Raw genomic sequence first — 20,817 nt, forward strand, 5'->3', positions numbered from 1 at the left:
GTCATCCGGCCGGTGCCGGCTGGATGCCTGTCAAGGTATCGAAGCAGGTCTCGCGCGCCTGGGCCAGAAACGCCTGCACGTAGCTGGCCTCCGCGTCCTCGGCGCGGGTGGCCGCGTAGAGCGTGCGCCAAACGCCGTGTTCACCCAGGCGGCAGATGTGCAGCCAGCCCTGGTCCAGATATTCGGTCAGGGCCCAGTTGGGCAGGGCCGCCACGCCTCGGCCGCTGGCGACCAGCTGGACGATCATCGGCGTCAATTCGGCGGTGCGCACCGCCACCGGCTCCACCCCCTCGGGATCCATGAAGGCCGTGAACACGTCCAGGCGGTTGCGGTCCACCGGATAGGTGATCAGCACCTGATCGGCCAGTTGGCGCGCGTCCACGTGAGCGAGACCGGCAAGCGGTCCGCCTCGCGCGACCGCCACCACCAGTTCGTAGCCGAACAGCGGCGCATAGCGGATCGCCTCGGAGGGCTCCGGGTCCGAGGTGATCACCACGTCCAGGTCGCCGCGCAGCAGCGCCGGCAGGGGTGCGAAGGAAAATGCCGCCGACAGGTCCAGCGACACGTCGGGCCAGGCCTGGCGGAAGGCGTCCAGCGCCGGCATCAACCACTGGAAGCACGAGTGGCAGTCGATCGCCACGTGCAGGCGGCCCGTGCGGCCCGCCGCGAGGCGCTGCAGCTCACGCTCGGTGGCGCGGATTCGGGGCAGGACCTCCTCGGCCAGCTCGATGATGCGCAAGGCGGCCGTCGTCAGCCGGGCCGGGCGGGTGCGCCGGTTCAGCAGGGCGACCTTCAGCCTGACCTCGAGATCGCGCAATTGATGCGAAAGGGCGGATTGAGTCAGGTGCAGGCGCTCGGCGGCCTCCTGGAGGCTGCCGCCGTCCCGGATGGCCACCAGGGTTTCCATATGTTTGACCTCTATCATGAATTTTCCTCAACTTATGGATGGTGCATTTGATTTTTCCCTGGGGAGCTTCGCATGCACAATGTCGTTTGTTGAGTAAATTTTATATTAATAGGTTTAAGAATGACGATTATTCATAATCTGGGTTTTCCTCGGATCGGCGTGGACCGCGAGCTCAAGCGCGCTCAGGAGGCCTATTGGGCCGGCCATTCCGATCAGGCGGCGCTGCGCGAGGCGGGGCGCGCGTTGCGCGCCCGCCACTGGGAGATCCAGGCGCGCGCCGGCATGGCCGCCGTGCCGGTGGGGGATTTTGCCTGGTACGACCAGATTCTCGAATGGACGGCCACCCTGGGCGCCGTACCGGCGCGCTTCGGGCAGCCGGATGATGAGCCGGTCAGCCTGGATACGTTGTTTCGGATGGCGCGCGGCCGCGCGCCATCCGGCACGCCTGCAGCCGCCTGCGAAATGACCAAGTGGTTCGACACCAACTACCACTACATTGTCCCCGAGCTGCATCCGGGTCAATCCTATCGGATCGCGCGCGAGGATCTGTTCGAGCAGGTTGCCGAGGCGCAGGCCCTGGGCCATCGGACCAAGCCCGTGATCCCGGGGCCGCTGTCCTGGCTCTGGCTGGGCAAAGGGGATGCCTACGCCCGGGGGGCGGCCGACGAGGCCAAGCTCGAGCTGCTGCCGGCCTTGTTGACGGCCTACGAGCAGGTGCTGCGGCGCCTGGCGCGGCTAGGGGTGGAGTGGGTGCAGATCGACGAGCCCATCCTCGGCCTGGAGCTGCCCGATGCCTGGAGGGCGGCCTTCGCCGGGATCTATGGCCGCTTGTCGGCGCAGGGCGTGCGCGTGCTGCTGGCAACGTATTTCCAGGGGCTGGAGCCGAGTCTGGATGTGCTGCCTGATCTGCCGGTCCATGGCCTGCACATCGACCTGGTGCGCGCGCCCGGCCAGCTCGAGGGGGTGCTCGCTCGCTTGCGGGCGGACCAGGTGCTGTCGCTGGGCCTGATCGACGGACGCAATGTCTGGCGCACGGACCTGGATGCGGCGCAGGCGCTTGCCGACCGCGCACGGGAGCAAATCGGCGAGCGGCTGTGGCTGGCACCCTCGTGCTCGCTACTGCACGTGCCCATCGATCTGGCGCGAGAGGCCGGCATGGACACCGAGCTCAAGGGCTGGCTGTCTTTCGCCGTGCAAAAGCTCGAGGAATTGCGCTTGTTGGGCGCGCTCGTCGCGGGTGCACCCGGGCCGGACGATCTGCGGGCGGCGGCAGTGCAGCGCGCCGCGGCGCGGGCGCGTCGCGACTCGCCGCGCATCCATCGCGGGGACGTGGCCGGGCGCCTGCTCGAGGCCGATTCGCTCAGCCGCGAACGCGCTCCGTTTGCGCGGCGCATCGAGCGTCAGCACGCCCGCCTGGGCCTGCCCAGCTACCCGACGACGACGATCGGCTCCTTCCCGCAGACGCCTGAAATCCGTGCGCTGCGTCGCGACTGGCGCGGTGGCTCGATCTCGGACGCGGCCTACGACAAGGCGATCCGCGAGGAGATCGAGCGGGTCATCCGCTTTCAGGAAGAGATCGGTCTGGATGTGCTGGTGCACGGCGAGCCCGAGCGCAACGACATGGTCGAGTACTTCGGCGAGCTGCTCGATGGATTCGCCTTTACGGAACATGGCTGGGTGCAGAGCTATGGCTCGCGCTGCGTCAAGCCGCCGCTGATCTACGGCGACGTGGCGCGCCTGGCGCCGATGACGGTTGCTTGGTCGGCCTACGCGCAGTCTCTGACCGATCGGCCCGTCAAAGGAATGCTGACCGGCCCGGTCACCATCCTGCAGTGGTCCTTTGTGCGCGACGATCAGCCGCGCGCGCTGACCTGCCGCCAGATCGCCCTGGCCTTGCGTGACGAGGTGCTGGATCTGGAGCAGGCGGGAGTCCGCGTGATCCAGATCGACGAGCCCGCGTTTCGCGAGGGTCTGCCGCTGCGGCGGACGGACTGGCCCGCCTATCTGGACTGGGCCGTGGACTGCTTCCGACTCTCGACCTCGGGGGTGCGCGAGGACACTCAGATCCATACCCATATGTGCTATTCCGAGTTCAACGACATTATCGAGGCGATCGCACGCATGGATGCCGACGTCATCACCATCGAGACTTCGCGCTCGAACATGGAGCTGTTGGACGCGTTCGAGGAGTTCTCTTATCCCAATGACATAGGGCCGGGTGTCTACGACATCCATTCCCCCAATGTGCCCCGCGAGGACTGGATGGTCGACCTGATGCGCCGCGCCGCGCAGCGTCTGCCGGCCGGACGCCTCTGGGTCAATCCGGATTGCGGGCTCAAGACCCGGGCGTGGCCCGAGACTCGTGCAGCCTTGCAGTCCATGGTCCGGGCCGCGCACACCTTGCGCGCGGCCGCCTGAGGACGGAACACCGGTCCGATGCCGCCGGAGGCGGTGGCCGCCTCCGGCACTGCGTTATACTTGACGGGTTTCGCATGTCGTCCATCCCACCCAAAAGCCAATGCCTCTGTCCGCGCCCACCCGCGCCCGCCAGCCGATCCATACGCGTTCCATCCGCGTGGATTCGTATTTGCGCGATGATGGTTTGTGGGACATCGAAGCCGAGCTCATCGATACGAAGGCCTACGATTTTCAGCTCCGCGAAGGCGACACCCAGCGCGCGGGCGATCCGGTGCACCACATGCGCCTGCGGATCACCATTGACGACGATCTCAACATCCTGGACGCCGAGGCGGCCTACGAAGCCGCGCCCTACGGCGAGTTTTGCAGCGCCATCGCACCCGCGTACCGCGCTCTGATCGGTCTGAATCTGCGCGATCACTTCCGCAAACGCGTGCGCGAGCGCTTCGCCCGCACGGCGGGCTGCACGCACGTCACCGAGTTGACGAACGTGCTGCCGACCGTTGCGATACAGACCATGGCCGTCCGTCGCCGCCAGGCGCCGCCGTCGTCCGAGCGGCCGTTCCAGCTCGAGGGCTGTCATGCGTTGGCCCTGGGCGCGCCCGCCGTCGAGGCCTTTTACCCGCAATGGTATTCCCCCGGGGGATCGGCTCGCCATGAGGATTAGGCCGTGGCCGCCCGTATCCGCGCGGGCGCGCCGAAGCGGTGCGCCCCGGTTTCTTTTTTCTTCTTTGACAGGTAACACATGAAAATTCACGAATATCAAGGCAAGGAATTGCTGAGGAAGTTTGGCGTGACCGTACCGCGCGGGGTGCCCGCGTTTTCCGTCGAAGAGGCGGTGGCGGCCGCGGAAAAACTGGGCGGACCTGTCTGGGTGGTCAAGGCTCAGATTCATGCCGGCGGCCGTGGCAAGGGCGGTGGCGTCAAGCTGGCGCGCTCGATCGATGAGGTGCGTCAGCTCGCCTCCGAAATTCTGGGCATGCAGCTTGTGACGCATCAAACCGGCCCGCAGGGCCAGAAGGTGCGCCGCCTGCTGATCGAAGAGGGCGCCGACATCCAGAAAGAATATTATGTCGGCATCGTGACCGATCGTGCCTCGCAGCGCGTGTGCGTCATGGCCTCCAGCGAGGGCGGCATGGAAATCGAGGTGGTTGCCGAAAAGACCCCCGAAAAAATCCTCAAGGTGTTCGTCGATCCGGCTGTCGGCCTGAGCGACGCCGAGGCTGCGGAACTGGCGCGCGGCATCGGCGTGCCCGAGGCCTCGGTGGCCGAGGCGGCGGCTGAATTCCAGAAGCTCTATAAGGTGTACTGGGATACCGATGCCTCGTTGGCGGAAATCAATCCGCTGATCCTCGAGGGCAACGGCGGCATCAAGGCCTTGGACGCCAAATTCAATTTCGACGCGAACGCGCTGTTCCGCCATCCCGAGATCGTGGAGTACCGCGACCTCGACGAGGAGGATCCCGCCGAGATCGAGGCGAGCAAGTTTGACCTCGCCTATATTCAGCTCGACGGCAACATCGGCTGCCTGGTCAACGGCGCGGGCCTGGCCATGGCCACCATGGACACCATCAAGCTATTCGGCGGCGAGCCCGCCAATTTCCTGGACGTGGGCGGCGGCGCCACCGCCGAGAAGGTCACCGAGGCCTTCAAGATCATGCTCAAGAACGATGGCGTGAAAGCCATCTTGGTGAACATCTTCGGCGGAATCATGCGCTGCGATGTCATTGCCGAAGGCGTGATCGCGGCCTGCCGAGCGGTCAACCTTGGCGTGCCGCTGGTCGTGCGCATGAAGGGTACGAACGAGGAGCAGGGCAAGCGCATGCTTGCCGAGTCGGGATTGCCCATCATCAGCGCAGACACCATGGCCGAAGCCGCGACACGGGTTGTCGCCGCCGCGAAATAAGCACATCCAAGGAAGAAACATGTCGATTTTGATCAACAAGGACACCAAGGTCATCACGCAGGGGATCACCGGCAAGACCGGCCAGTTCCACACCCGCATGTGCCGCGACTACGCCAACGGGCGCGCCGCGTTCGTCGCCGGCGTGCATCCCAAGAAGGCCGGCGAGAATTTCGAGGGGATCCCCATCTACGCCTCGGTCAAGGATGCCAAGGCCGAGACCGGCGCGACAGTGTCGGTCATCTATGTGCCGCCGGCCGGCGCGGCGGCGGCCATCTGGGAGGCGGTCGAGGCCGATCTCGATCTGGCCATCTGCATCACCGAGGGCATTCCGGTGCGCGATATGCTCGAGGTGCGCAATCGCATGCGCGACGAAAACCGCAAGACTCTGCTGCTGGGCCCCAACTGCCCGGGGCTGATCACGCCCGACGAAATCAAGATCGGGATCATGCCCGGCCACATCCACCGCAAGGGCCGCATCGGGGTGGTCAGCCGCTCGGGCACCTTGACGTACGAGGCTGTGGCTCAGGTGACGGAATTGGGTCTGGGCCAATCCAGCGCGGTGGGCATCGGCGGCGACCCGATCAATGGCCTCAAACACATTGACGTGCTCAAGATGTTCAATGACGATCCCGACACGGACGCCGTGATCATGATCGGCGAGATCGGCGGGCCCGATGAGGTGGATGCGGCGCAGTGGGCCAAGGACCATATGAAAAAGCCGGTGGTCGGCTTCATCGCCGGCGTGACCGCGCCCGCGGGCAAGCGCATGGGCCACGCCGGCGCCCTGATTTCCGGCGGTGCCGACACGGCCGACGCCAAGCTCGAAATCATGGAGGCCTGCGGCATCCGTACCACGCGCAACCCGTCGGAAATGGGCAAGCTGCTCAAGACCGTCCTGTGAGCGTAGGCCGCCTGGCCGGGCACGGCCCGCGCGAGGCGGGCCGGTTTCGCAATGGAAGGCCAGACGCGTCGGGGGGACGTGAATGCTTGAACTGATCGAGCAACTGCATTGGGGGGCGATATTCCAGATCGTCCTGATCGACATCCTGTTGGGTGGAGACAATGCCGTGGTGATCGCTCTGGCGTGCCGCAAACTCGATCACAAACGCCGCATTCAAGGGATCCTGTGGGGAACCGCGGGCGCCATCATCCTGCGCGTCCTTCTGATTGCCTTTGCCCTCACGCTGCTGGCCATCCCCTACCTCAAGATCGTCGGTGCCGTCCTGCTGCTGTGGATCGGCGTCAAGCTCATGCTGCCCGATGACGACCATCACGACAATATCCAGGGTGCGAGTTCGGTGTGGGCGGCCATCCGCACGATCATCGTCGCCGATTTCGTGATGAGCCTGGACAATGTGATCGCCATCGCCGGCGCCGCGCAGAACACCATTCCAGACCATCAGCTCGCTTATGTCATATTCGGGCTCCTGATGAGCGTGCCCATCATCGTGTGGGGCAGTACACTGGTGCTCAAGCTGATTGATCGCTTCCCCGTCGTCGTGACGTTGGGCGCGGCCTTGCTGGGCTGGATTGCCGGCGGCATGTTGGTGACCGACGTCGCCGTGCACCAATGGTTCGGCCCGCAGGACGCATCCGTGAAGATCGCCGCCGAGATCGTTGGCGCCCTGTTCGTCGTCGCGGCGGGGAGCTGGGTCGCTCGCCGACGCCGGGCGACACGCTCGCCGGTGGTGGACCCATGAACAAGCCCGCCGACCGAGAACCCGGCCGCAAGCCGCGGGAATCCCGCCTGTCGCTGTTGCAGGGGCTGGCGATTCTGGCGGTGTTGGGCATCGTCGCCAGCCTGCTGCTATCGAGGTGTACCCTATGAGCGCCATCGTTTCGCCCGACCGCCTGGTGATCGCCACGCGGGCGAGCCGCCTTGCCCTATGGCAGGCAAATCACATTCGCGATCGCCTGCTGGATCTGTATCCCGATTGCGACGTCGAGCTGCTGGACATGACCACGCGCGGCGACCAGATCCTGGATCGGACCTTGTCCAAGGTCGGTGGCAAGGGCCTGTTCGTCAAAGAGCTCGAAACCGCGCTGCTGGATGGCAGGGCCCATCTCGCGGTCCATTCCCTCAAGGACGTCCCCGTCGACCTGGGGCCGCCGTTCGCCCTGGCCGCCATCACGAGTCGAGAGGACCCCTTCGACGCCCTGGTCGCCAACGACTATGCGCGCCTCGAAGATCTGCCCGATGGCGCCGTGGTCGGTACGTCCAGTTTGCGGCGCGAGGCGCAACTGCGCGAGCGCTTCCCGCGGCTGCGGGTGCAGCCCCTGCGCGGCAACCTGGACACCCGGCTCGCGAAGCTCGATCGCGGCGAGTATGCGGCGATCATCCTGGCGGCCGCCGGCCTGCGCCGCCTGGGCCTGGCGGATCGCATCCGCGCCGTCCTGCCCGCGGAACACAGCTTGCCGGCGGCGGGTCAGGGGGCGCTGGGGATCGAGATCATGGACGACCGGGCGGACGTGCGCGCCTGGCTCGCGCCGCTTGCTTGCGAGCGCAGCACCCTCTGCACACTGGCCGAGCGGGAGGTTTCGCGTGCTCTGGGCGGTTCGTGCCAGGTACCGCTTGCGGCCTATGCGCGCGAGTCCGACGGCCGGCTTGAGATCCAGGCTCTGGTGGCCGAGCCGGATGGCTCGCGCGTGCTGCGCGCCGCTGCCCGGGGGCCGAGTGCCCGGGCCGAGGCCTTGGGTGCCGAGGTGGCCCAGGCCCTGCTGGCGCAGGGCGCGGATGCCATCCTCGCGCGCCTGTTGGCTGCGCCTGGCTCCCCTTGAGCGTGGGTGGCGCATGCCGGGGCCGGACGCACCGCTTGCTGTCCTGACGCGGCCGCAGGGCCGCAACGAGGTGATTGCGCAGCGCCTCCGGGCCGAGGGTTTGGCGGTGGCCATTGCCCCCGCGCTTGTTCTGCGGCCCCTTGAGGGCTCGGTACCGGCGCCCGACGACTACGATATGCTGGTATTTGTCAGCCGCCAGGCGGTCGAGCGGTATTTCGCCCAGTGGACGGGCCGCTGGCCGGTCGCGACCCTTGCCGCCGGCGTCGGCCAGGCCACGGCCGGCGCCCTGCGACAGCGTGTACCGGCGGATCGGATCCTGGCGCCTCCCCTCGATAGCGCCCAGGATTCCGAGGCCTTGATGGCGCTGATCGACGCACGGGGGCCGCTCCCGGCGCGCGCCCTGATTCTGCGGGGCCAGCGGGGCCGGGAGTGGCTGGCCGCGCAGCTCGAGCGACGGGGTTGCGAGGTCCATCGCCACGCCCTATATGGCCGCGATCCCGTGCGCTGGACCCGCGCGCAGTGCCTGGCGGCGATTGATGCGCGCCCCTGCATCCTGCTGGTGAGCAGCCTCGAGGGCCTGGCGGCGATCGCCGACAGCTTGGGCGCCCACGGCTTGGGGTGGCCACCGGCCTTGCGCGCCGTGACGATTCACGAGCGCATCGCGCGGCAGCTACAATGTCTGATCGCGGCTTGGCCTGCGGCCCGAGACCCATGCCAGGTGCCCGATGTAAAAATCTGTGCACCCGACGAGCAGTCGATATTTCAGGCTATATTGGCAGCATCCCGCTTGCCTTATTAGAAGGAAAAGCACGCCGTTATGACCGATCGAGATTCCAGCAAGCACCCCGACGAATCCGCGACGCCGCCTTCGCAGCCGACGCCGCCCGCCGCCGCGCAGCCGCGCAAGAGCGGTGTATCCTCGCTGGCGGTCGCCGTGTTCTTGCTGGTGGCCCTGGCGGTCGTGCTGGGCGGGGCCCTGTGGTATCAAAACCAGGAATATCGCGCCTTGCGCGCCGACATGATTCAGCAAGGCGGCCAGGCCGCGCGGGCCGCGCAGCTTGCGCGGGAGGCGGCCGACGAGGCGCGCGGCCAGGTGCGCGGCCAGGCGGCGCAGCTCGAGCAGTTGCGTGGCGCCTTGGACGACGCGCAAAGCCAGATCGATGACCTGGACCAGGCGCTGCAGATGATGACCGACAGCGGTTCGGATTTGCTGCTGCTCAATGACATCGACCGCCTGGTCACCATTGCCCAGCAGCAGCTCAGCCTCGACGGCAACGTCGCCAATGCCATCATTTCCCTTGAGGTTGCACAGGCGCGGCTCGCGCGCGCCAACCGCCCGGCCCTCGCGTCCTTGCAGCAATCCATCAACGGCGATGTGGACCGCCTGCGCGCGGTGGCGACGGTCGACGTGCCGACCCTGTCCGCCCGGCTCGATCACCTCTATACCCTGCTGGGCGAGGCGCCCTTGCTGATGCCCGACGCGGCGGCGCCCCGGTTGACACCCCATGCACCCGAGCAGCCCGCGGCGCATGCCGCCGAGCCCGTCGATTCCGGGGCGGCCTGGTGGCGGCGCCTGGGCGTCGAGGCCTGGGGCTGGACGCGCGAGGCGGGGGCCATGCTGTCGCAAGACCTGCGGGCCTTGTTCGAGGTCCGGCGGGTGGACGATGCGGCGGCGCTCCTGATTTCGCCCGAACAGGCCCAGCGTTTCCGCGAGGGTCTGCAGCAGCGCACCCTCACGGCGCAACTGGCCCTGATGATGCATCAGCCCAAGATCTGGCAGACCGAGCTCGGCCATGTCGCCGGCGCCATCGACCGGCGCTTCGACATGCGTTCGCAGCAGTCGCGCGAGGCCCTGAGCCTCGCGCGGGCCTTGCTCGATACGGTGATCGAAACCCGCTTGCCGACGGTGGACAACAGCCTCGATGCGGTGGCCGCCGCGCGCGATGCCATCAGCGCCGGAGAGGCTCCGAGTCCGGATCAGGAATCTCCCGATTCCGCGCCCAAGATACCGGCCGATGCCGGCGGTGGGGCCGGCCCCTCGGATTCCGCGTCCAAGGCCCCAGGGGCCGCCGCCACTGGCACGCTGTAAGAGGGGGCAGCCATGCGAACCTGGTTCTGGACTCTGATTTTGCTCGTCGCCGCCGTGGCGCTGGCCCTGGTGCTGCGAGACCACGGCGGCAATGTCCTCATCATCGCCCAGCCCTGGCGCATCGAGCTGTCCCTGACTCTGGCGGCGGTGCTGCTGCTGGTCGGCTTCGTCGTCCTGCATTGGCTGCTGGACTGCATCGGCTGGCTGGGTGGCAGCCCGGGCCGCTTTCGCGCCTGGCGCGGACGCCGGTCCCAGACCCGCGATATCGAACTGCTCGAGGGCGGCTGGATCAACATCCTCGAGGGCCGCTACGCCCAGGCTGAAAAAGACCTCTCGAACCTGTTGTCGCGCACGCGCTCGGCGGACCGCAAGGTATTGGCCGGCTTGAGCGCGGCACGCGCGCTGCACCTGCTGGGTGAATACAAGCGCCGCGACCAGGTATTGCGCCTGGCCCAGGAAGGCGCGGGGCAGGATACCCGCCTGCGCCAGGCCGTCGACACGGTGACGGCCGAGATGTATCTGGACCAGGGCCGTGCGGACGAGGCGCTGGCCCTGCTCAAGCCCCTGCAGGACGCATCCTCGCGCTATTTCCATTCGACCCGGCTCCTGCTGCGCGCCCATCGCCAACTGGGCCACGACGAGCAGGTCTACGCGCTGACCCGCGTTCTGCTGCGCCGCAGCGCCATCGATTCGGCCCAGGGACACGGCTTCATCCGCGACGCGGTGGTCAAGCGGTTCGCGCAGGGCGACGAGGGGGCGGTGAAACATCTGTGGGCCGATCTCAACGCCGACGAGCGCCTCGATCCGGCGATCGCCCTGGCGGCGGCCGACGCGCAGTCCCGCTTCGGACACGCCGTGGAATCGGCGCGCATCCTCGAGGCGGCCCTGGGGCGCTCGCTGGACGACGCGCTGCTGCGCGCCTACGCGCGCTGCAAGCCCGAGCAGGCCGCGCACCGCCTGGCGCGCGCCGAGGTGTGGCTGAAGTCCAACCCTGATCATCCCGGCCTGCTGGCCGCCCTGGGCCAGCTCTGCCTCGGCGCCCAGCTCTGGGGGCAGGGCGAGCACTATCTCGAGCGCAGCCTGGTGCTGCGGGCCGACACCCACGTGCACGCACTTCTGGGCACTCTGGACGATGCCCTGGGGCGCCCCGACCTTGCCCTCGAGCACTGGCGCAAGGCCTCGCTGGAGGCCGGCGTGGTCGTACCAGAGGTGGGACGCTTGCTGCCGGCCGCCGATACCCGCGGCGATCCGCGGATCGATGAGGCACGGCAGGGCCCTCTGGCCGGCGTCCCAGAGACGCGCATGCCCGAGGCGGCCAGCGCGGTGTACGTCGACGATGGCGGGCCGCTCGGCGCCCCCCAACCCGCGTCGCCCCCCGCCGGTCCGGACGCGCCCACCGACACCCGCGCCGCCGCGGCTTCGCCGGCCGAAGACTATTTCGACACGGCGCCCATTCCCGGCGTGGATATGTCCCAGACCTCGGATGGCGGCTCTCGCAGCCTGCGGAAGCGCTGACAGCCCGCGGCCGCATCCCCTCGGTTTTCACCATTACCCCTATCACCACAGCAAGGTCAATCATGAGTCTAGATCGCGTACCTGCCGGCGAAAAACTGCCGGAGGAGTTCAACGTCATCATCGAGATCCCAATGAATGCGGATCCCGTCAAATACGAGGTGGACAAGGCCTCGGGCGCGGTGTTCGTCGACCGTTTCATGCTGACGGCCATGCATTACCCCTGCAACTATGGCTATATCCCGCAGACCATCTCCGAGGACGGCGATCCGGTTGACGTGCTGGTCATGGCGCCGTTTCCCATCCAGGTCGGCGCCGTCATCCGCTGTCGCGCCCTGGGCGTGATGCAGATGGAGGATGAGGCTGGCGGCGACGCTAAATTGCTCGCCCGCCCTGTGGACAAACTCTATCCGCCGTATCGCAGCATTCAGTCGACAGACGATCTGCCGCTCGAGGAGCTGAATCGCATCCAGCATTTCTTCGAGCACTACAAGGACCTGGAAAAGGGCAAGTGGGTCAAGGTCGCGGGTTGGGCCGGGATCGACGCCGCCAAGCGCGAGATCCTCGATTCCGCCGCACGCTACCAGCAATCCGGGAAGGCGGCATGAAGACCGTGTTTCCCCGGCCCGAGGGCGGCCTGTTGGCTGTGGCGGGCTCGGACGTCGCGTTTCCGGTGCGGCGCATCTATTGCGTGGGTCGCAACTACGCGGACCATGCCCGCGAGATGGGCGATACCGGCCGCGAACCGCCGTTCTTCTTTGCCAAGCCCGGCGACGCGGTGCTGAGCATCGCGGACGGCGAAACCGGTGCCATGCCATATCCTCCGCGCACCCAGGACCTGCACCACGAGATCGAGCTGGTGGCCGCGCTGGGCTCCGGCGGGCGCGACCTGACGCCCGAGCAGGCGGCCGCCTGCGTCTGGGGTTACGCCATCGGACTGGACATGACGCGGCGCGATCTGCAGGGCGAGGCCAAGAAAACCGGTCGGCCTTGGGAAGTCGGCAAGGGCTTCGACCATAGCGCCCCCATCGGCCCCGTGCATCCGGTTGCCGCCACCGGAGTGCTGACGCGCGGGCGCATCGGGCTGACCGTCAATGGCCAGGACCGCCAGAGCGGCGATTTGTCCGACATGATCTGGACGGTGCCCGAGGCCCTGGCCTACCTTTCGACCCTGTTCGAGCTCAAGGCGGGCGACCTCGTCTTCACCGGCACCCCCGCGGGCGTGGGTGCGGTGCGGCCCGGCGATTTGCTGCAAGGCTCGATCGAGGGGCTGGGGACGCTTCAGGTGCGCATCGCCACCTAGTAGCATTTACGGCCGCCTCGGCTTGCGCGAATAGCCGGCCTGCCGCGCTCGGCGCACACTGGGCTCCTCACTGAAATCGAGGAGACCCGACATGCGGCACCCCCACACAGGCGCCCGGCAGCGTGGCCAGGGCATGGTCGAGTACATGATCGTCGTCGCCCTCGTGGCGGTGGCCGCCATCGCGGTGTACCAGACGTTCGGGCAGGTGATTCGCGCCCAGACCGCGGCCATGGCCAAGGAAATCGCGGGCGAGGACGGCACGGCCCAGTCGCGCGCGGCCCAGGCCGCCGCCGAGGCCGGCGCCGAGCAGGCGGCCGCCAAATCTCTCAAATCCTTCACCGGGAACGCCGGTGCTGGACAGTGACGTGGCCGCGCGCCGCGCCCAGGAGGGGCAGGCCCTGGTGCTGGGCATGGTGCTCGCCGCCGCTTTGTCCCTCGCGCTGTTGCGCTATTTCGCGGCGGGCCAGGTGCTGGCCGCCAAGGTCCGGCAAGTCCACGGCCTGGATGCCGCGGCCTACAGCGGGGCACTGGTCCAGGCGCGCGCCTTGAACATGCTGGCCTACTTGAATCGCGCCCAACTCGCGCATCAGCTCGCCATGGCGCATCTGGCGACCCTCGCGAGCTGGGCTTTGTATGGCGGCGCCGAGGCGGGGCAGGTGGCGCGTGGCAACCCACCGGCTTACTTGATCGGGATGCTGTTTGGCGCCGATCACGGGCGGGCCTACCTGGCGGCGGCGCAGGCGGCAGGTCTGGAGGGTTGGGCACAGCGGGACGGCGCGCTCGGGCGCGCGCATGCCGCCCATGACCGCCAGGTCCACGACCTTCATACGGCATTGGCTCGCAATATCGCAACGACGGTGCCCGAGGTGCGCATGGCCGCGGTCCGAGCGGTTCTGCGGGCGCATTATCCGGACCGGCCCGAGGCCGACCTCAGGCTCTCGCTCGAGCACGATCAGTGGCCGTCGCTGTTGCGGCGTCATGCACCCGACCGGGGCCTGCACGATCTGGTCCAGGACATCGCCGGCCTGTACCCGTTCCTCGGTCCCCGCGATCATACGGCCCGTAATACCTGGGTGGTGGACGAACACTGCCCGGCCTTGCGCCACCAGTTCAGGCGGCGCGGCGCGACGACCTTGGACGCCGAGGGCCGCTGGCAGGCCTCGGATACCCAGTCCTTCCATGCCCTGCGCACCAACCGGTGGGTCGGATGCTACTACCGCGAATACGCCATGGCGTGGGGTTGGATTCCCGCGCAGCCCGCGGCCGGCATGGACGGCCCTTATTCGGATGCGGCTCCCGAGGATTTCTCCGAGCAGGACTTCTGGCGCTGGGTGGCATCCGCCACCGATTGGAGCCTGCTGGATCAGCGCGATAATCCGATCGCCAATTCCTATGCCGTGCGCCATCGCCCCGCATGGCCGGCGGGCGGCTTGGGACCGTATCACGAGGTGGCGACCGATCGGCCCGAGGGCGTCGCGGGGTTCGAGCTCTTCCTGTCCATCGACGGCCCCGAGGGCTTGGCCGTGCAGGCGCGCAGCGCCGCCCACAGCTATTTTGCCCGGCCGCTTCCGCGCGCAGACGGGCTGGACGAGGCGCCCAATCTCTTTCATCCCTATTGGATGGCGCGCCTCGCCCCGCTATCGATCGAGGCGCTGCCGGCTCGGGAGGGCCGTTGAGGTGGCGTCGCCAACGCAAGGCGGACAAGCCCTGATCGAGGCGCTGGTGGTGATGGGTGCCTTGGCCAGCGCCTGCGTGGCGGTGGCCTGGCTCGGCCGCCTGCGGGACATGGACCTGCAAGCGATGCACGCCAGCCGTCACCAGGCCTTCGCGCATGCGCACCAGGGCAGCGAGGCGCCGTCGATGGCGGTCGGGGGTGGCCTGGCCGTCCAGGGCATGGGCCAGCACTGGGAAACCCGACATGGCGAGCGCCTGCTTTCGAGCGTGGATGCCCACCTGTTCCAGGCGCCGCGCATGTCCGGACGCCAGCCCGGCGACCCGGCAGCGCTCGCTCCGGCGATGCGCCGCGAACTGCGACTGGGGGACGAGACGGTCTGGATTTCGGTGGCCGGCCTGACGACGGCGGGCACTGGCCAGGCCGGCGGCGGCTTGCGCGACTTTGATCGCCTGGTGCTGCGACCGACGCGCCATACAGCCATCCTGCGCGGTGCGGGGTCTGCCTCCGGGGATGCGGATGTCCAGGCTACCCTGGCGGGCGCTGGCACGCTGTGGGCCTTGGCAGCAGATCATTCAGCCGGGCTGGGTCGCGCCGTCGAGGCGCGGGCGCGGGCCCTGGATGCGCCTTGGGGGCGGCCGGCGCTTCAGCTCGATTGGCTGACGCCCTGGGCCGGGCGGGTGCCGGCGCGGCATCTGCGCCCAGGGGGGCGGCCATGAGGCGCGTGTGCCGTGGCTTGATGCTCGCATGGGTTCTAGGAGGCCCCGCAGTCCATGCGGTGCCGCTTGGCGGGGTGTCTCAAGAGGCCTGGACGAGTTGGAACTGGGGGGTGCAACAGGATTTCAGCCTCCCGGGCGCGCGGCTGGCCCAGCGGCCGTTCGAGGCCGGCTCGCCCCCGGCGCAGGCGGCGCGTCGTCTCGTCCGGCAGGGCGGCATGCCGTTCGACCGGCTGATGGCGGTCAATGGCGGCATCGTCTTGTCAGGCCTGCGCGAGGGCGCGCATTGGTTCGGCTGGCTGCGGCCGGGTCCGCGAGGCACCCAGGGCATCCTGTCGGTGCTGACACCCGCGTCCGCGTCGCACGCCGGGTTTGACGCCGGCGTACATGTGCCCGGCGGCGCCCGCCTCGTGGCCCGCGTGGTGCAGCACGAGGGTTCGGCCCGGGTGACGATCTCAGGCTACGAGCATCCGGGCGAGGCGGCGGGTCTGCGGGCCGGCATCGCCCAGTCCCTGGCGCGCGCCGGTTGGCATTCTGCCGAGGCCACCTGGCCTGGTGGCGAGGCCTGGCGGCGGCCGGCCGCTTTTTTGCAGATGCGCCTGCAGGTTCACGGGGCGCACTCGATCATCTGGTTGTGGCATCGCAAGGAGCATCCATGAAACGGCTTCGGATTCCGCGCAGCCTCACGCTGGCCGCGCTGGCCTTGGCGGCGGGCTTGCTCGCGGCCTGGACGCTGGATGCGCATGTGCGCGAGCGGGTGGCTACCATAGAGGCCCGCGCACGCGTGCCCATGGCCGAGCGCGTGGTGGCCGCCCACGACCTGCCGGCGGGCACCCGCCTGCGCGCCGAGCACCTGGCCTTGCGCCGCATGCCGCTCGAATGGGCCAGCAGCGACAGCCTCCCCGCAGCTGGCTACGGCGACCTCCTGGATATGACGCTGGCGGCGCCCCTCAAGGCGGGCGACCCTATCCTGCGCGCGCACACCCAGGCGGCCAGCCCCGCGTTCTCCAGTCAATTGGCGTTGGGGCGGCGGGCCATCACCTTGCCGGTCGATCAGATCAACTCGCTCTCGGGCCTGCTGCAGCCAGGGGATCTGATCGATCTTTACGTGTCGTTCGAGCACCAGCGCCGTCGGATGACCGCCCCCTTGCTGCAAGGCGTGCTGGTACTGGCAACCGGCCGCGCCACGCGCTTCGAGGGCGATGCCGAGGGGGCATACTCCACCGTGACGCTGGATGCGGCACCCGAGGACGTGGTCAAGCTCGTGGCGGCCCGCCAGGGCGGTGCCATCACCGCCATCCTCAGGCACCCGGACGATCCACAGGCAGATCGCCGTGCGGTGCGCGGCGATCTGGCCGCCTTGCTGGGCGTGGCTCCGGCGCCGCCCGCGCCGCGCCGCAAGGGCGCCACCATCGTCTACGGCACCAGCGCGGGCGCACGCGTGCCCGGGCTGGCTGGCCCCGCGTCCGTGCTTTCGCGGCCCGCGGGCCTGTTCGACCTGCCCGAGGCCCAGGCCCTCGCCAGCGCCTGGATGCACGCGGCCGCCGACGAGGCGGAGCCATGAGCCCGGGACGTCGCCTATGGAAGGCAGGATCCAGGGCCTTGTGCTGCGCCTATGCGGCCTCCCGCATGGCTTTGACGCTCGCCGACACGACCTTGCCGATGCAGGTTGGCGAGGTCCGCGTACTGGGTATCCCTGACGCGGCGCGGGTGGCCGTGGGGGATGGGCAGGTGCTCAAGGCCATCAGCACCGATGACCACGAGGTCATCGTCTTTGCGCGCCGTGGGGGTTCGAGCGCGCTGCACGTCTGGTCGGCCGATGGGCATGTGCATCGCTACATGGTCGAGGTCGCCGCCGAGGGGGCCCGTCAGTTGCAGAACGAGCTGCGCGGCGTGGTCGAGCGCATTCCCGGCGCGCGGGTGAGCGCCGTCGGTGACAAACTCCTGGTCGAGGGTGACGATTTGTCCGACGCGGATCGCCAGCGCGTGGCCGATCTGGTCCAGCGCTATCCCCAACTCCTGGATTTCACCGGAACGGTGGGGTGGGATCGGATGGTCCTGCTCGATGTGCAGGTGGTCGAGGTTCCACGTTCGCTGGCGCGCGATCTGGGCTTGCGATGGGCTGCCCGCCCCGAGGGCGGCGTGAACGCGTCGGTGGCCTGGGATTCCGGTTCGACTCGCCATGCGGACCGCCCGGGCGAGACCATCGTGCCCATCGGTTTTCCCGCCCGGGCCCTGGCCGGCTATTTCGGGATCAACGCGTTATTGTCCGCTCGGATCGACGCCCTCGCGCAAGAGGGCCACGCGGTGGTGCTGGCGCAGCCACAATTGCTCGCGCGCAGCGGCGCCACGGCCGAGTTCCTCGCTGGTGGCGAGGTGCCCTACAGCACGGTGGACCAGAACGGCCAGAGCCGCACCGCCTTCAAGCCTTATGGTGTATCGCTGCGCATCACGCCCTCGGTCGAACGAGGCGGGGCGGTCCGTTCGCGCATCGAGGTCGAGGTCAGCTCGATCGATACCGCCTTGTCCGTGCCCGAGGGGCCGTCGCTCAAGACTCGGCGTGCCGCCACGGAGTTCAACGTTCGCTCCGGCGAGACCCTGGTCCTGGCTGGGTTCCTGTCGCGCGACGTTTCCAGCAATGTCGACAAGATCCCCGGCCTGAGCGACTTGCCGGTGTTGGGCGCTCTGTTCCGTTCGACTCGGTTCCAGCGCAACGAAACCGAGCTGGCCATTCTGGTGACCCCGGTGCTGGTGTCCGCCCAGCATCCGGGGGTGCGTCGCCGCGCGGATCGGGCCTCCTCGATCCTGAATCGGGCATTTCCGGATCCCCCGCGCCTCATGCTGCCAATCTCGCAGGATGTTCCAGAACCCGAGCCGACAGACGGCCTGGTACGGTGGAATCCGCGCAGCCGCGGCCCCGGGTCCCAGTGGCGCGACGGGACCGAACCATGATGGAAACCGCGTTAGAGTTCGAGGATGGTCGGCGTATCCTGCAAAGCTTCCAATTGCCGCTTTCGATCGGCCGCGACGAGGCCAGCGGCCTGAGGCTGCGTGGCTGGCGGGTTGCCCGGCATCATGCCCGCCTCATGGCGCGCGAGGGCGAGGTCTGGGTCGAGGATTTCGGCGCGCTCGCGGGTACCGAGGTCAATGGCCGCAGGGTAGCCCTGTACGGCCCCCTGCGCGTGAACGACGAGGTCGTGATCGGGCCTTGCCTGCTGCGCGTGCTGGGTTTGCCCGGCACATTGTCCGCGCCGGGCACGGCGGTGGAGCCGCCCGGCGAGGCGGCTGCGGGCCTTGGCCCGCCGGCGTCTGGAGCCGTCGCGGCACCGGCGTCCCTCGCGGACACTGAGCGGCCGGAATCCGCGGTGATGGAGGCTGCGACACCGAGCGCCGAGGGCCTGGCGCTGCGCCGCCGGTTGCATGGGCGCTTGATCGAGGCCTTGCAGCTCAGGCGCCGGGACATCGGCTTGATGAGCGACGAGGCATTGCGCGCCGAGGCCTCCAAGGTGCTCTTGAGCCTGATAGCCGAGGACGAGGCGCCGCCCCGAGGCCAGGATCGCGAGGCGCTGGCCCGGGACCTGCTTGACGAGGCGGTCGGCCTGGGGCCGCTCGAGGGCCTGCTCGCCGATCCCGAGGTGACGGAAATCATGGTGAATCGGCATGACGAGATTTTCGTCGAAATCCGCGGGCGGCTGCGGCGGCACCCGCGCGCCTTCAGCAGCGAACAAGCGGTGCTGGGCGTGATCGAACGCATCGTGGCGCCCCTGGGCCGGCGCATCGACGACAGCTCGCCCATGGTCGATGCCCGCTTGCGCGATGGGTCGCGGGTCAATGCGGTGATCGCGCCGATCGCCCTGCGGGGTGCGAGCCTCACCATCCGCAAGTTTCCCGCAAGGCGGTTGGGCATGGCAGATTTGCTGGCCGTGGGCGCGCTGGACGAGCCCATTGCCGTGTTCCTGCAAGCCTGCGTGCGCCACAAAAAGAACCTGATTGTCTCGGGTGGCACCGGCTCGGGCAAGACCAGTCTGCTCAATATTCTGTCCAATGCCATTCCGGATGGCGAGCGCGTGGTGACGATCGAGGATGCGGCCGAGCTGCGCCTGAACCACCGCCATCTGGTCAGCCTCGAGGCGCGGCCCGCCAACCTCGAGGGTCGTGGCCGGGTCGAAATCCGGGATCTGGTGCGCAACGCCCTGCGCATGCGTCCCGATCGCATTGTCGTCGGCGAGTGCCGGGGCGGCGAGGCCTTCGACATGCTGGCAGCCATGAACACGGGCCACGAAGGGTCGCTCACCACCTTGCATGCCAACAGTCCGCGCGATGCCCTGGGGCGGCTCGAAACCATGATCCTGATGGCGGGGATGGAGCTGCCGCTGGCCGCCGTGCGCGAGCACGTCGCCTCCAGCATCGATGTCATCGTCCAGTTGTTGCGCACCCCCGATGGCCGGCGCATGGTGGGCTCGGTGGCCGAGGTCACCGGCATGGAGGGTGGCCGCATTCAGACGCAGGAACTATTCCGCGGGCAGGCGGGGCCGCCCGCTGTCTATTCGGGTTGCGGGCTGCTGCCCGATTGCTTCGCGCGGGAGCCCCATGTCGTCGAGGCCGGGCTGTTCTCACGGCGCACGGTGTGCGAGGCTCCGCACGCCGATGCGTTTGGGACGGCATCATGAGCCCTCTGTGGTCCCTGGCCCTGGTCTTTGCCCTCGCCGCAGGCAGTGCCTGGCTCGCGCTCAATGCGTTTGCCAGGGGATGGCGCGCCTACGAAACCCGCCTGAAAGAGGACGCGCGCGTCCAGCTCGACGAGTTCTTCTTGTTCCTGGACCCCGCACAGCTCTGGGGCGGCCTGACGGTGGCGAGTCTGGCGGCGGGGATGCTGGCCGCGGGAATTTCCGGCCTGTGGTGGCTGGGGCTGGCCGCTGCTGTGCTGGTCCTGCTTGCGCCTCGCTTCGTGTTGCGGCGGCTCAGGGCGCGGCGCGCGCGGCGCTTCGATGAGCAACTGCCGGATCTGGTCCAGGCCCTGGCGGGCGCCTTGCGGGCGGGTTCCGGCCTGCAGCCGGCCTTGCGGCACATTGTGTCGCGCTCTCCAGTGCCCTTGGCCCAAGAGTTCGGGCTGCTCTTGCGTGAGCAGCGCATGGGCATCGGCTTTCACGAGGCATTGGCGCAACTGAGCGCCCGCATGCCCACTGAGGCGTGCAGCCTGGTGGTCTCTGCCCTCGGGGTGGCCGCGCAAAGCGGTGGCGGCTTGTCCGACACCCTCGAGGGCATCGCGCAGACCTTGCGGGCCCGCCATCACTGGCAAGGCCGGGTGCGCGCATTGACGGCCCAGGGCCGCTTGCAGAGCTGGATCATGGCCGGGTTGCCGCTGGCGATGATTGCGGTTTTGCAGCGCCTCGAACCCGACGCCATGGCCCTGCTGTGGACGACTGTTCCGGGCTGGATCGTTCTTTCGGCGATATCGGTGCTGGAAATCCTGGGCATCGTGTTGATTCAGAGAGTCATGGCAATCGATTTGTGAG

General features: G+C 68.4%; 21 protein-coding genes. 20 read left to right on the plus strand and 1 reads right to left on the minus strand.

Annotated features, from left to right (window positions below; all coding sequences use genetic code 11):
• Position 1: 1 nt before the first annotated feature.
• A complete protein-coding gene (locus ABS761_RS10905; RefSeq protein WP_350408347.1) occupies positions 2-925 on the minus strand; it encodes a LysR family transcriptional regulator in 924 nt (307 codons plus the stop codon).
• Between the two features lie 102 nt (positions 926-1,027).
• Between ABS761_RS10905 and metE the strand changes: the two genes are divergently transcribed.
• The 20 genes from metE (at position 1,028) to ABS761_RS11005 (ending at position 20,816) form a co-directional block, all read left to right on the plus strand.
• On the plus strand, positions 1,028-3,325 hold the full coding sequence (metE, locus tag ABS761_RS10910) for a 5-methyltetrahydropteroyltriglutamate--homocysteine S-methyltransferase (protein WP_350408348.1): 2,298 nt from the start codon (positions 1,028-1,030) through the stop codon (positions 3,323-3,325).
• Positions 3,326-3,425: 100 nt separating this feature from the next.
• A complete protein-coding gene (locus ABS761_RS10915) occupies positions 3,426-3,992 on the plus strand; it encodes a DUF2889 domain-containing protein (RefSeq protein ID WP_350408349.1) in 567 nt (188 codons plus the stop codon).
• Positions 3,993-4,070: 78 nt separating this feature from the next.
• Positions 4,071-5,231, plus strand: a complete 1,161-nt coding sequence (sucC, locus tag ABS761_RS10920; RefSeq protein WP_350408350.1) for an ADP-forming succinate--CoA ligase subunit beta — start codon at positions 4,071-4,073, stop codon at positions 5,229-5,231.
• Positions 5,232-5,250: 19 nt separating this feature from the next.
• On the plus strand, positions 5,251-6,132 hold the full coding sequence (gene sucD / locus ABS761_RS10925; RefSeq protein WP_350408351.1) for a succinate--CoA ligase subunit alpha: 882 nt from the start codon (positions 5,251-5,253) through the stop codon (positions 6,130-6,132).
• A gap of 82 nt (positions 6,133-6,214) precedes the next feature.
• A complete protein-coding gene (locus ABS761_RS10930; protein WP_350408352.1) occupies positions 6,215-6,931 on the plus strand; it encodes a TerC family protein in 717 nt (238 codons plus the stop codon).
• Positions 6,928-7,059 carry a hypothetical protein gene (locus ABS761_RS10935; protein WP_350408353.1) on the plus strand — a complete coding sequence of 44 codons (132 nt, stop codon included), beginning with the start codon at positions 6,928-6,930 and terminating at the stop codon, positions 7,057-7,059. The genes ABS761_RS10930 and ABS761_RS10935 overlap by 4 nt, the downstream gene beginning before the upstream one ends.
• Positions 7,056-8,009, plus strand: a complete 954-nt coding sequence (gene hemC / locus ABS761_RS10940) for a hydroxymethylbilane synthase (protein WP_502881413.1) — start codon at positions 7,056-7,058, stop codon at positions 8,007-8,009. The genes ABS761_RS10935 and hemC overlap by 4 nt, the downstream gene beginning before the upstream one ends.
• Positions 8,010-8,022: 13 nt before the next feature.
• Positions 8,023-8,808, plus strand: a complete 786-nt coding sequence (locus tag ABS761_RS10945) for a uroporphyrinogen-III synthase (protein ID WP_350408354.1) — start codon at positions 8,023-8,025, stop codon at positions 8,806-8,808.
• A gap of 18 nt (positions 8,809-8,826) precedes the next feature.
• Complete coding sequence (locus tag ABS761_RS10950; RefSeq protein WP_350408355.1) at positions 8,827-10,098, plus strand: uroporphyrinogen-III C-methyltransferase; 1,272 nt, start codon at positions 8,827-8,829, stop codon at positions 10,096-10,098.
• 12 nt (positions 10,099-10,110) lie between these two features.
• Entirely contained in the window at positions 10,111-11,613 is a 1,503-nt protein-coding gene (locus tag ABS761_RS10955; protein ID WP_350408356.1) for a heme biosynthesis HemY N-terminal domain-containing protein, read from the plus strand.
• A gap of 62 nt (positions 11,614-11,675) precedes the next feature.
• A complete protein-coding gene (ppa, locus tag ABS761_RS10960; RefSeq protein ID WP_350408357.1) occupies positions 11,676-12,218 on the plus strand; it encodes an inorganic diphosphatase in 543 nt (180 codons plus the stop codon).
• On the plus strand, positions 12,215-12,913 hold the full coding sequence (locus ABS761_RS10965; protein ID WP_350408358.1) for a fumarylacetoacetate hydrolase family protein: 699 nt from the start codon (positions 12,215-12,217) through the stop codon (positions 12,911-12,913). Before ppa ends, ABS761_RS10965 begins: the two co-directional genes overlap by 4 nt.
• A gap of 91 nt (positions 12,914-13,004) precedes the next feature.
• Positions 13,005-13,277 (plus strand): hypothetical protein, encoded by a 273-nt coding sequence (locus ABS761_RS10970; protein WP_350408359.1) that lies wholly within the window; start codon positions 13,005-13,007, stop codon positions 13,275-13,277.
• Positions 13,264-14,589, plus strand: coding sequence for a hypothetical protein (locus ABS761_RS10975; RefSeq protein ID WP_350408360.1), 1,326 nt, complete (start codon positions 13,264-13,266; stop codon positions 14,587-14,589). Before ABS761_RS10970 ends, ABS761_RS10975 begins: the two co-directional genes overlap by 14 nt.
• 1 nt (position 14,590) lies before the next feature.
• Positions 14,591-15,304 (plus strand): hypothetical protein, encoded by a 714-nt coding sequence (locus tag ABS761_RS10980; RefSeq protein WP_350408361.1) that lies wholly within the window; start codon positions 14,591-14,593, stop codon positions 15,302-15,304.
• Positions 15,301-15,960, plus strand: a complete 660-nt coding sequence (locus ABS761_RS10985) for a hypothetical protein (protein ID WP_350408362.1) — start codon at positions 15,301-15,303, stop codon at positions 15,958-15,960. Before ABS761_RS10980 ends, ABS761_RS10985 begins: the two co-directional genes overlap by 4 nt.
• Positions 15,957-16,865: a Flp pilus assembly protein CpaB gene (gene cpaB, locus ABS761_RS10990; RefSeq protein ID WP_350408363.1), complete on the plus strand. Its 909-nt coding sequence runs from the start codon at positions 15,957-15,959 to the stop codon at positions 16,863-16,865. Before ABS761_RS10985 ends, cpaB begins: the two co-directional genes overlap by 4 nt.
• Complete coding sequence (locus ABS761_RS10995; RefSeq protein WP_350408364.1) at positions 16,862-18,253, plus strand: type II and III secretion system protein family protein; 1,392 nt, start codon at positions 16,862-16,864, stop codon at positions 18,251-18,253. The genes cpaB and ABS761_RS10995 overlap by 4 nt, the downstream gene beginning before the upstream one ends.
• A complete protein-coding gene (locus ABS761_RS11000) occupies positions 18,250-19,971 on the plus strand; it encodes a TadA family conjugal transfer-associated ATPase (RefSeq protein ID WP_350408365.1) in 1,722 nt (573 codons plus the stop codon). The genes ABS761_RS10995 and ABS761_RS11000 overlap by 4 nt, the downstream gene beginning before the upstream one ends.
• Positions 19,968-20,816: a type II secretion system F family protein gene (locus ABS761_RS11005; RefSeq protein WP_350408366.1), complete on the plus strand. Its 849-nt coding sequence runs from the start codon at positions 19,968-19,970 to the stop codon at positions 20,814-20,816. Before ABS761_RS11000 ends, ABS761_RS11005 begins: the two co-directional genes overlap by 4 nt.
• Position 20,817 lies beyond the last annotated feature (1 nt).

This window comes from Castellaniella sp. GW247-6E4 (assembly GCF_040276065.1).
Lineage (GTDB): Bacteria > Pseudomonadota > Gammaproteobacteria > Burkholderiales > Burkholderiaceae_B > Castellaniella.

Coding starts and splice junctions, on each gene's coding strand:
- ABS761_RS10905 (WP_350408347.1), bottom strand. CDS start 925: ATGATAGAGGTCAAACATATGGAAACCCTGGTGGCCATCCGGGACGGC.
- metE (WP_350408348.1), top strand. CDS start 1,028: ATGACGATTATTCATAATCTGGGTTTTCCTCGGATCGGCGTGGACCGC.
- ABS761_RS10915 (WP_350408349.1), top strand. CDS start 3,426: ATGCCTCTGTCCGCGCCCACCCGCGCCCGCCAGCCGATCCATACGCGT.
- sucC (WP_350408350.1), top strand. CDS start 4,071: ATGAAAATTCACGAATATCAAGGCAAGGAATTGCTGAGGAAGTTTGGC.
- sucD (WP_350408351.1), top strand. CDS start 5,251: ATGTCGATTTTGATCAACAAGGACACCAAGGTCATCACGCAGGGGATC.
- ABS761_RS10930 (WP_350408352.1), top strand. CDS start 6,215: ATGCTTGAACTGATCGAGCAACTGCATTGGGGGGCGATATTCCAGATC.
- ABS761_RS10935 (WP_350408353.1), top strand. CDS start 6,928: ATGAACAAGCCCGCCGACCGAGAACCCGGCCGCAAGCCGCGGGAATCC.
- hemC (WP_502881413.1), top strand. CDS start 7,056: ATGAGCGCCATCGTTTCGCCCGACCGCCTGGTGATCGCCACGCGGGCG.
- ABS761_RS10945 (WP_350408354.1), top strand. CDS start 8,023: ATGCCGGGGCCGGACGCACCGCTTGCTGTCCTGACGCGGCCGCAGGGC.
- ABS761_RS10950 (WP_350408355.1), top strand. CDS start 8,827: ATGACCGATCGAGATTCCAGCAAGCACCCCGACGAATCCGCGACGCCG.
- ABS761_RS10955 (WP_350408356.1), top strand. CDS start 10,111: ATGCGAACCTGGTTCTGGACTCTGATTTTGCTCGTCGCCGCCGTGGCG.
- ppa (WP_350408357.1), top strand. CDS start 11,676: ATGAGTCTAGATCGCGTACCTGCCGGCGAAAAACTGCCGGAGGAGTTC.
- ABS761_RS10965 (WP_350408358.1), top strand. CDS start 12,215: ATGAAGACCGTGTTTCCCCGGCCCGAGGGCGGCCTGTTGGCTGTGGCG.
- ABS761_RS10970 (WP_350408359.1), top strand. CDS start 13,005: ATGCGGCACCCCCACACAGGCGCCCGGCAGCGTGGCCAGGGCATGGTC.
- ABS761_RS10985 (WP_350408362.1), top strand. CDS start 15,301: ATGAGGCGCGTGTGCCGTGGCTTGATGCTCGCATGGGTTCTAGGAGGC.
- cpaB (WP_350408363.1), top strand. CDS start 15,957: ATGAAACGGCTTCGGATTCCGCGCAGCCTCACGCTGGCCGCGCTGGCC.
- ABS761_RS10995 (WP_350408364.1), top strand. CDS start 16,862: ATGAGCCCGGGACGTCGCCTATGGAAGGCAGGATCCAGGGCCTTGTGC.
- ABS761_RS11000 (WP_350408365.1), top strand. CDS start 18,250: ATGATGGAAACCGCGTTAGAGTTCGAGGATGGTCGGCGTATCCTGCAA.
- ABS761_RS11005 (WP_350408366.1), top strand. CDS start 19,968: ATGAGCCCTCTGTGGTCCCTGGCCCTGGTCTTTGCCCTCGCCGCAGGC.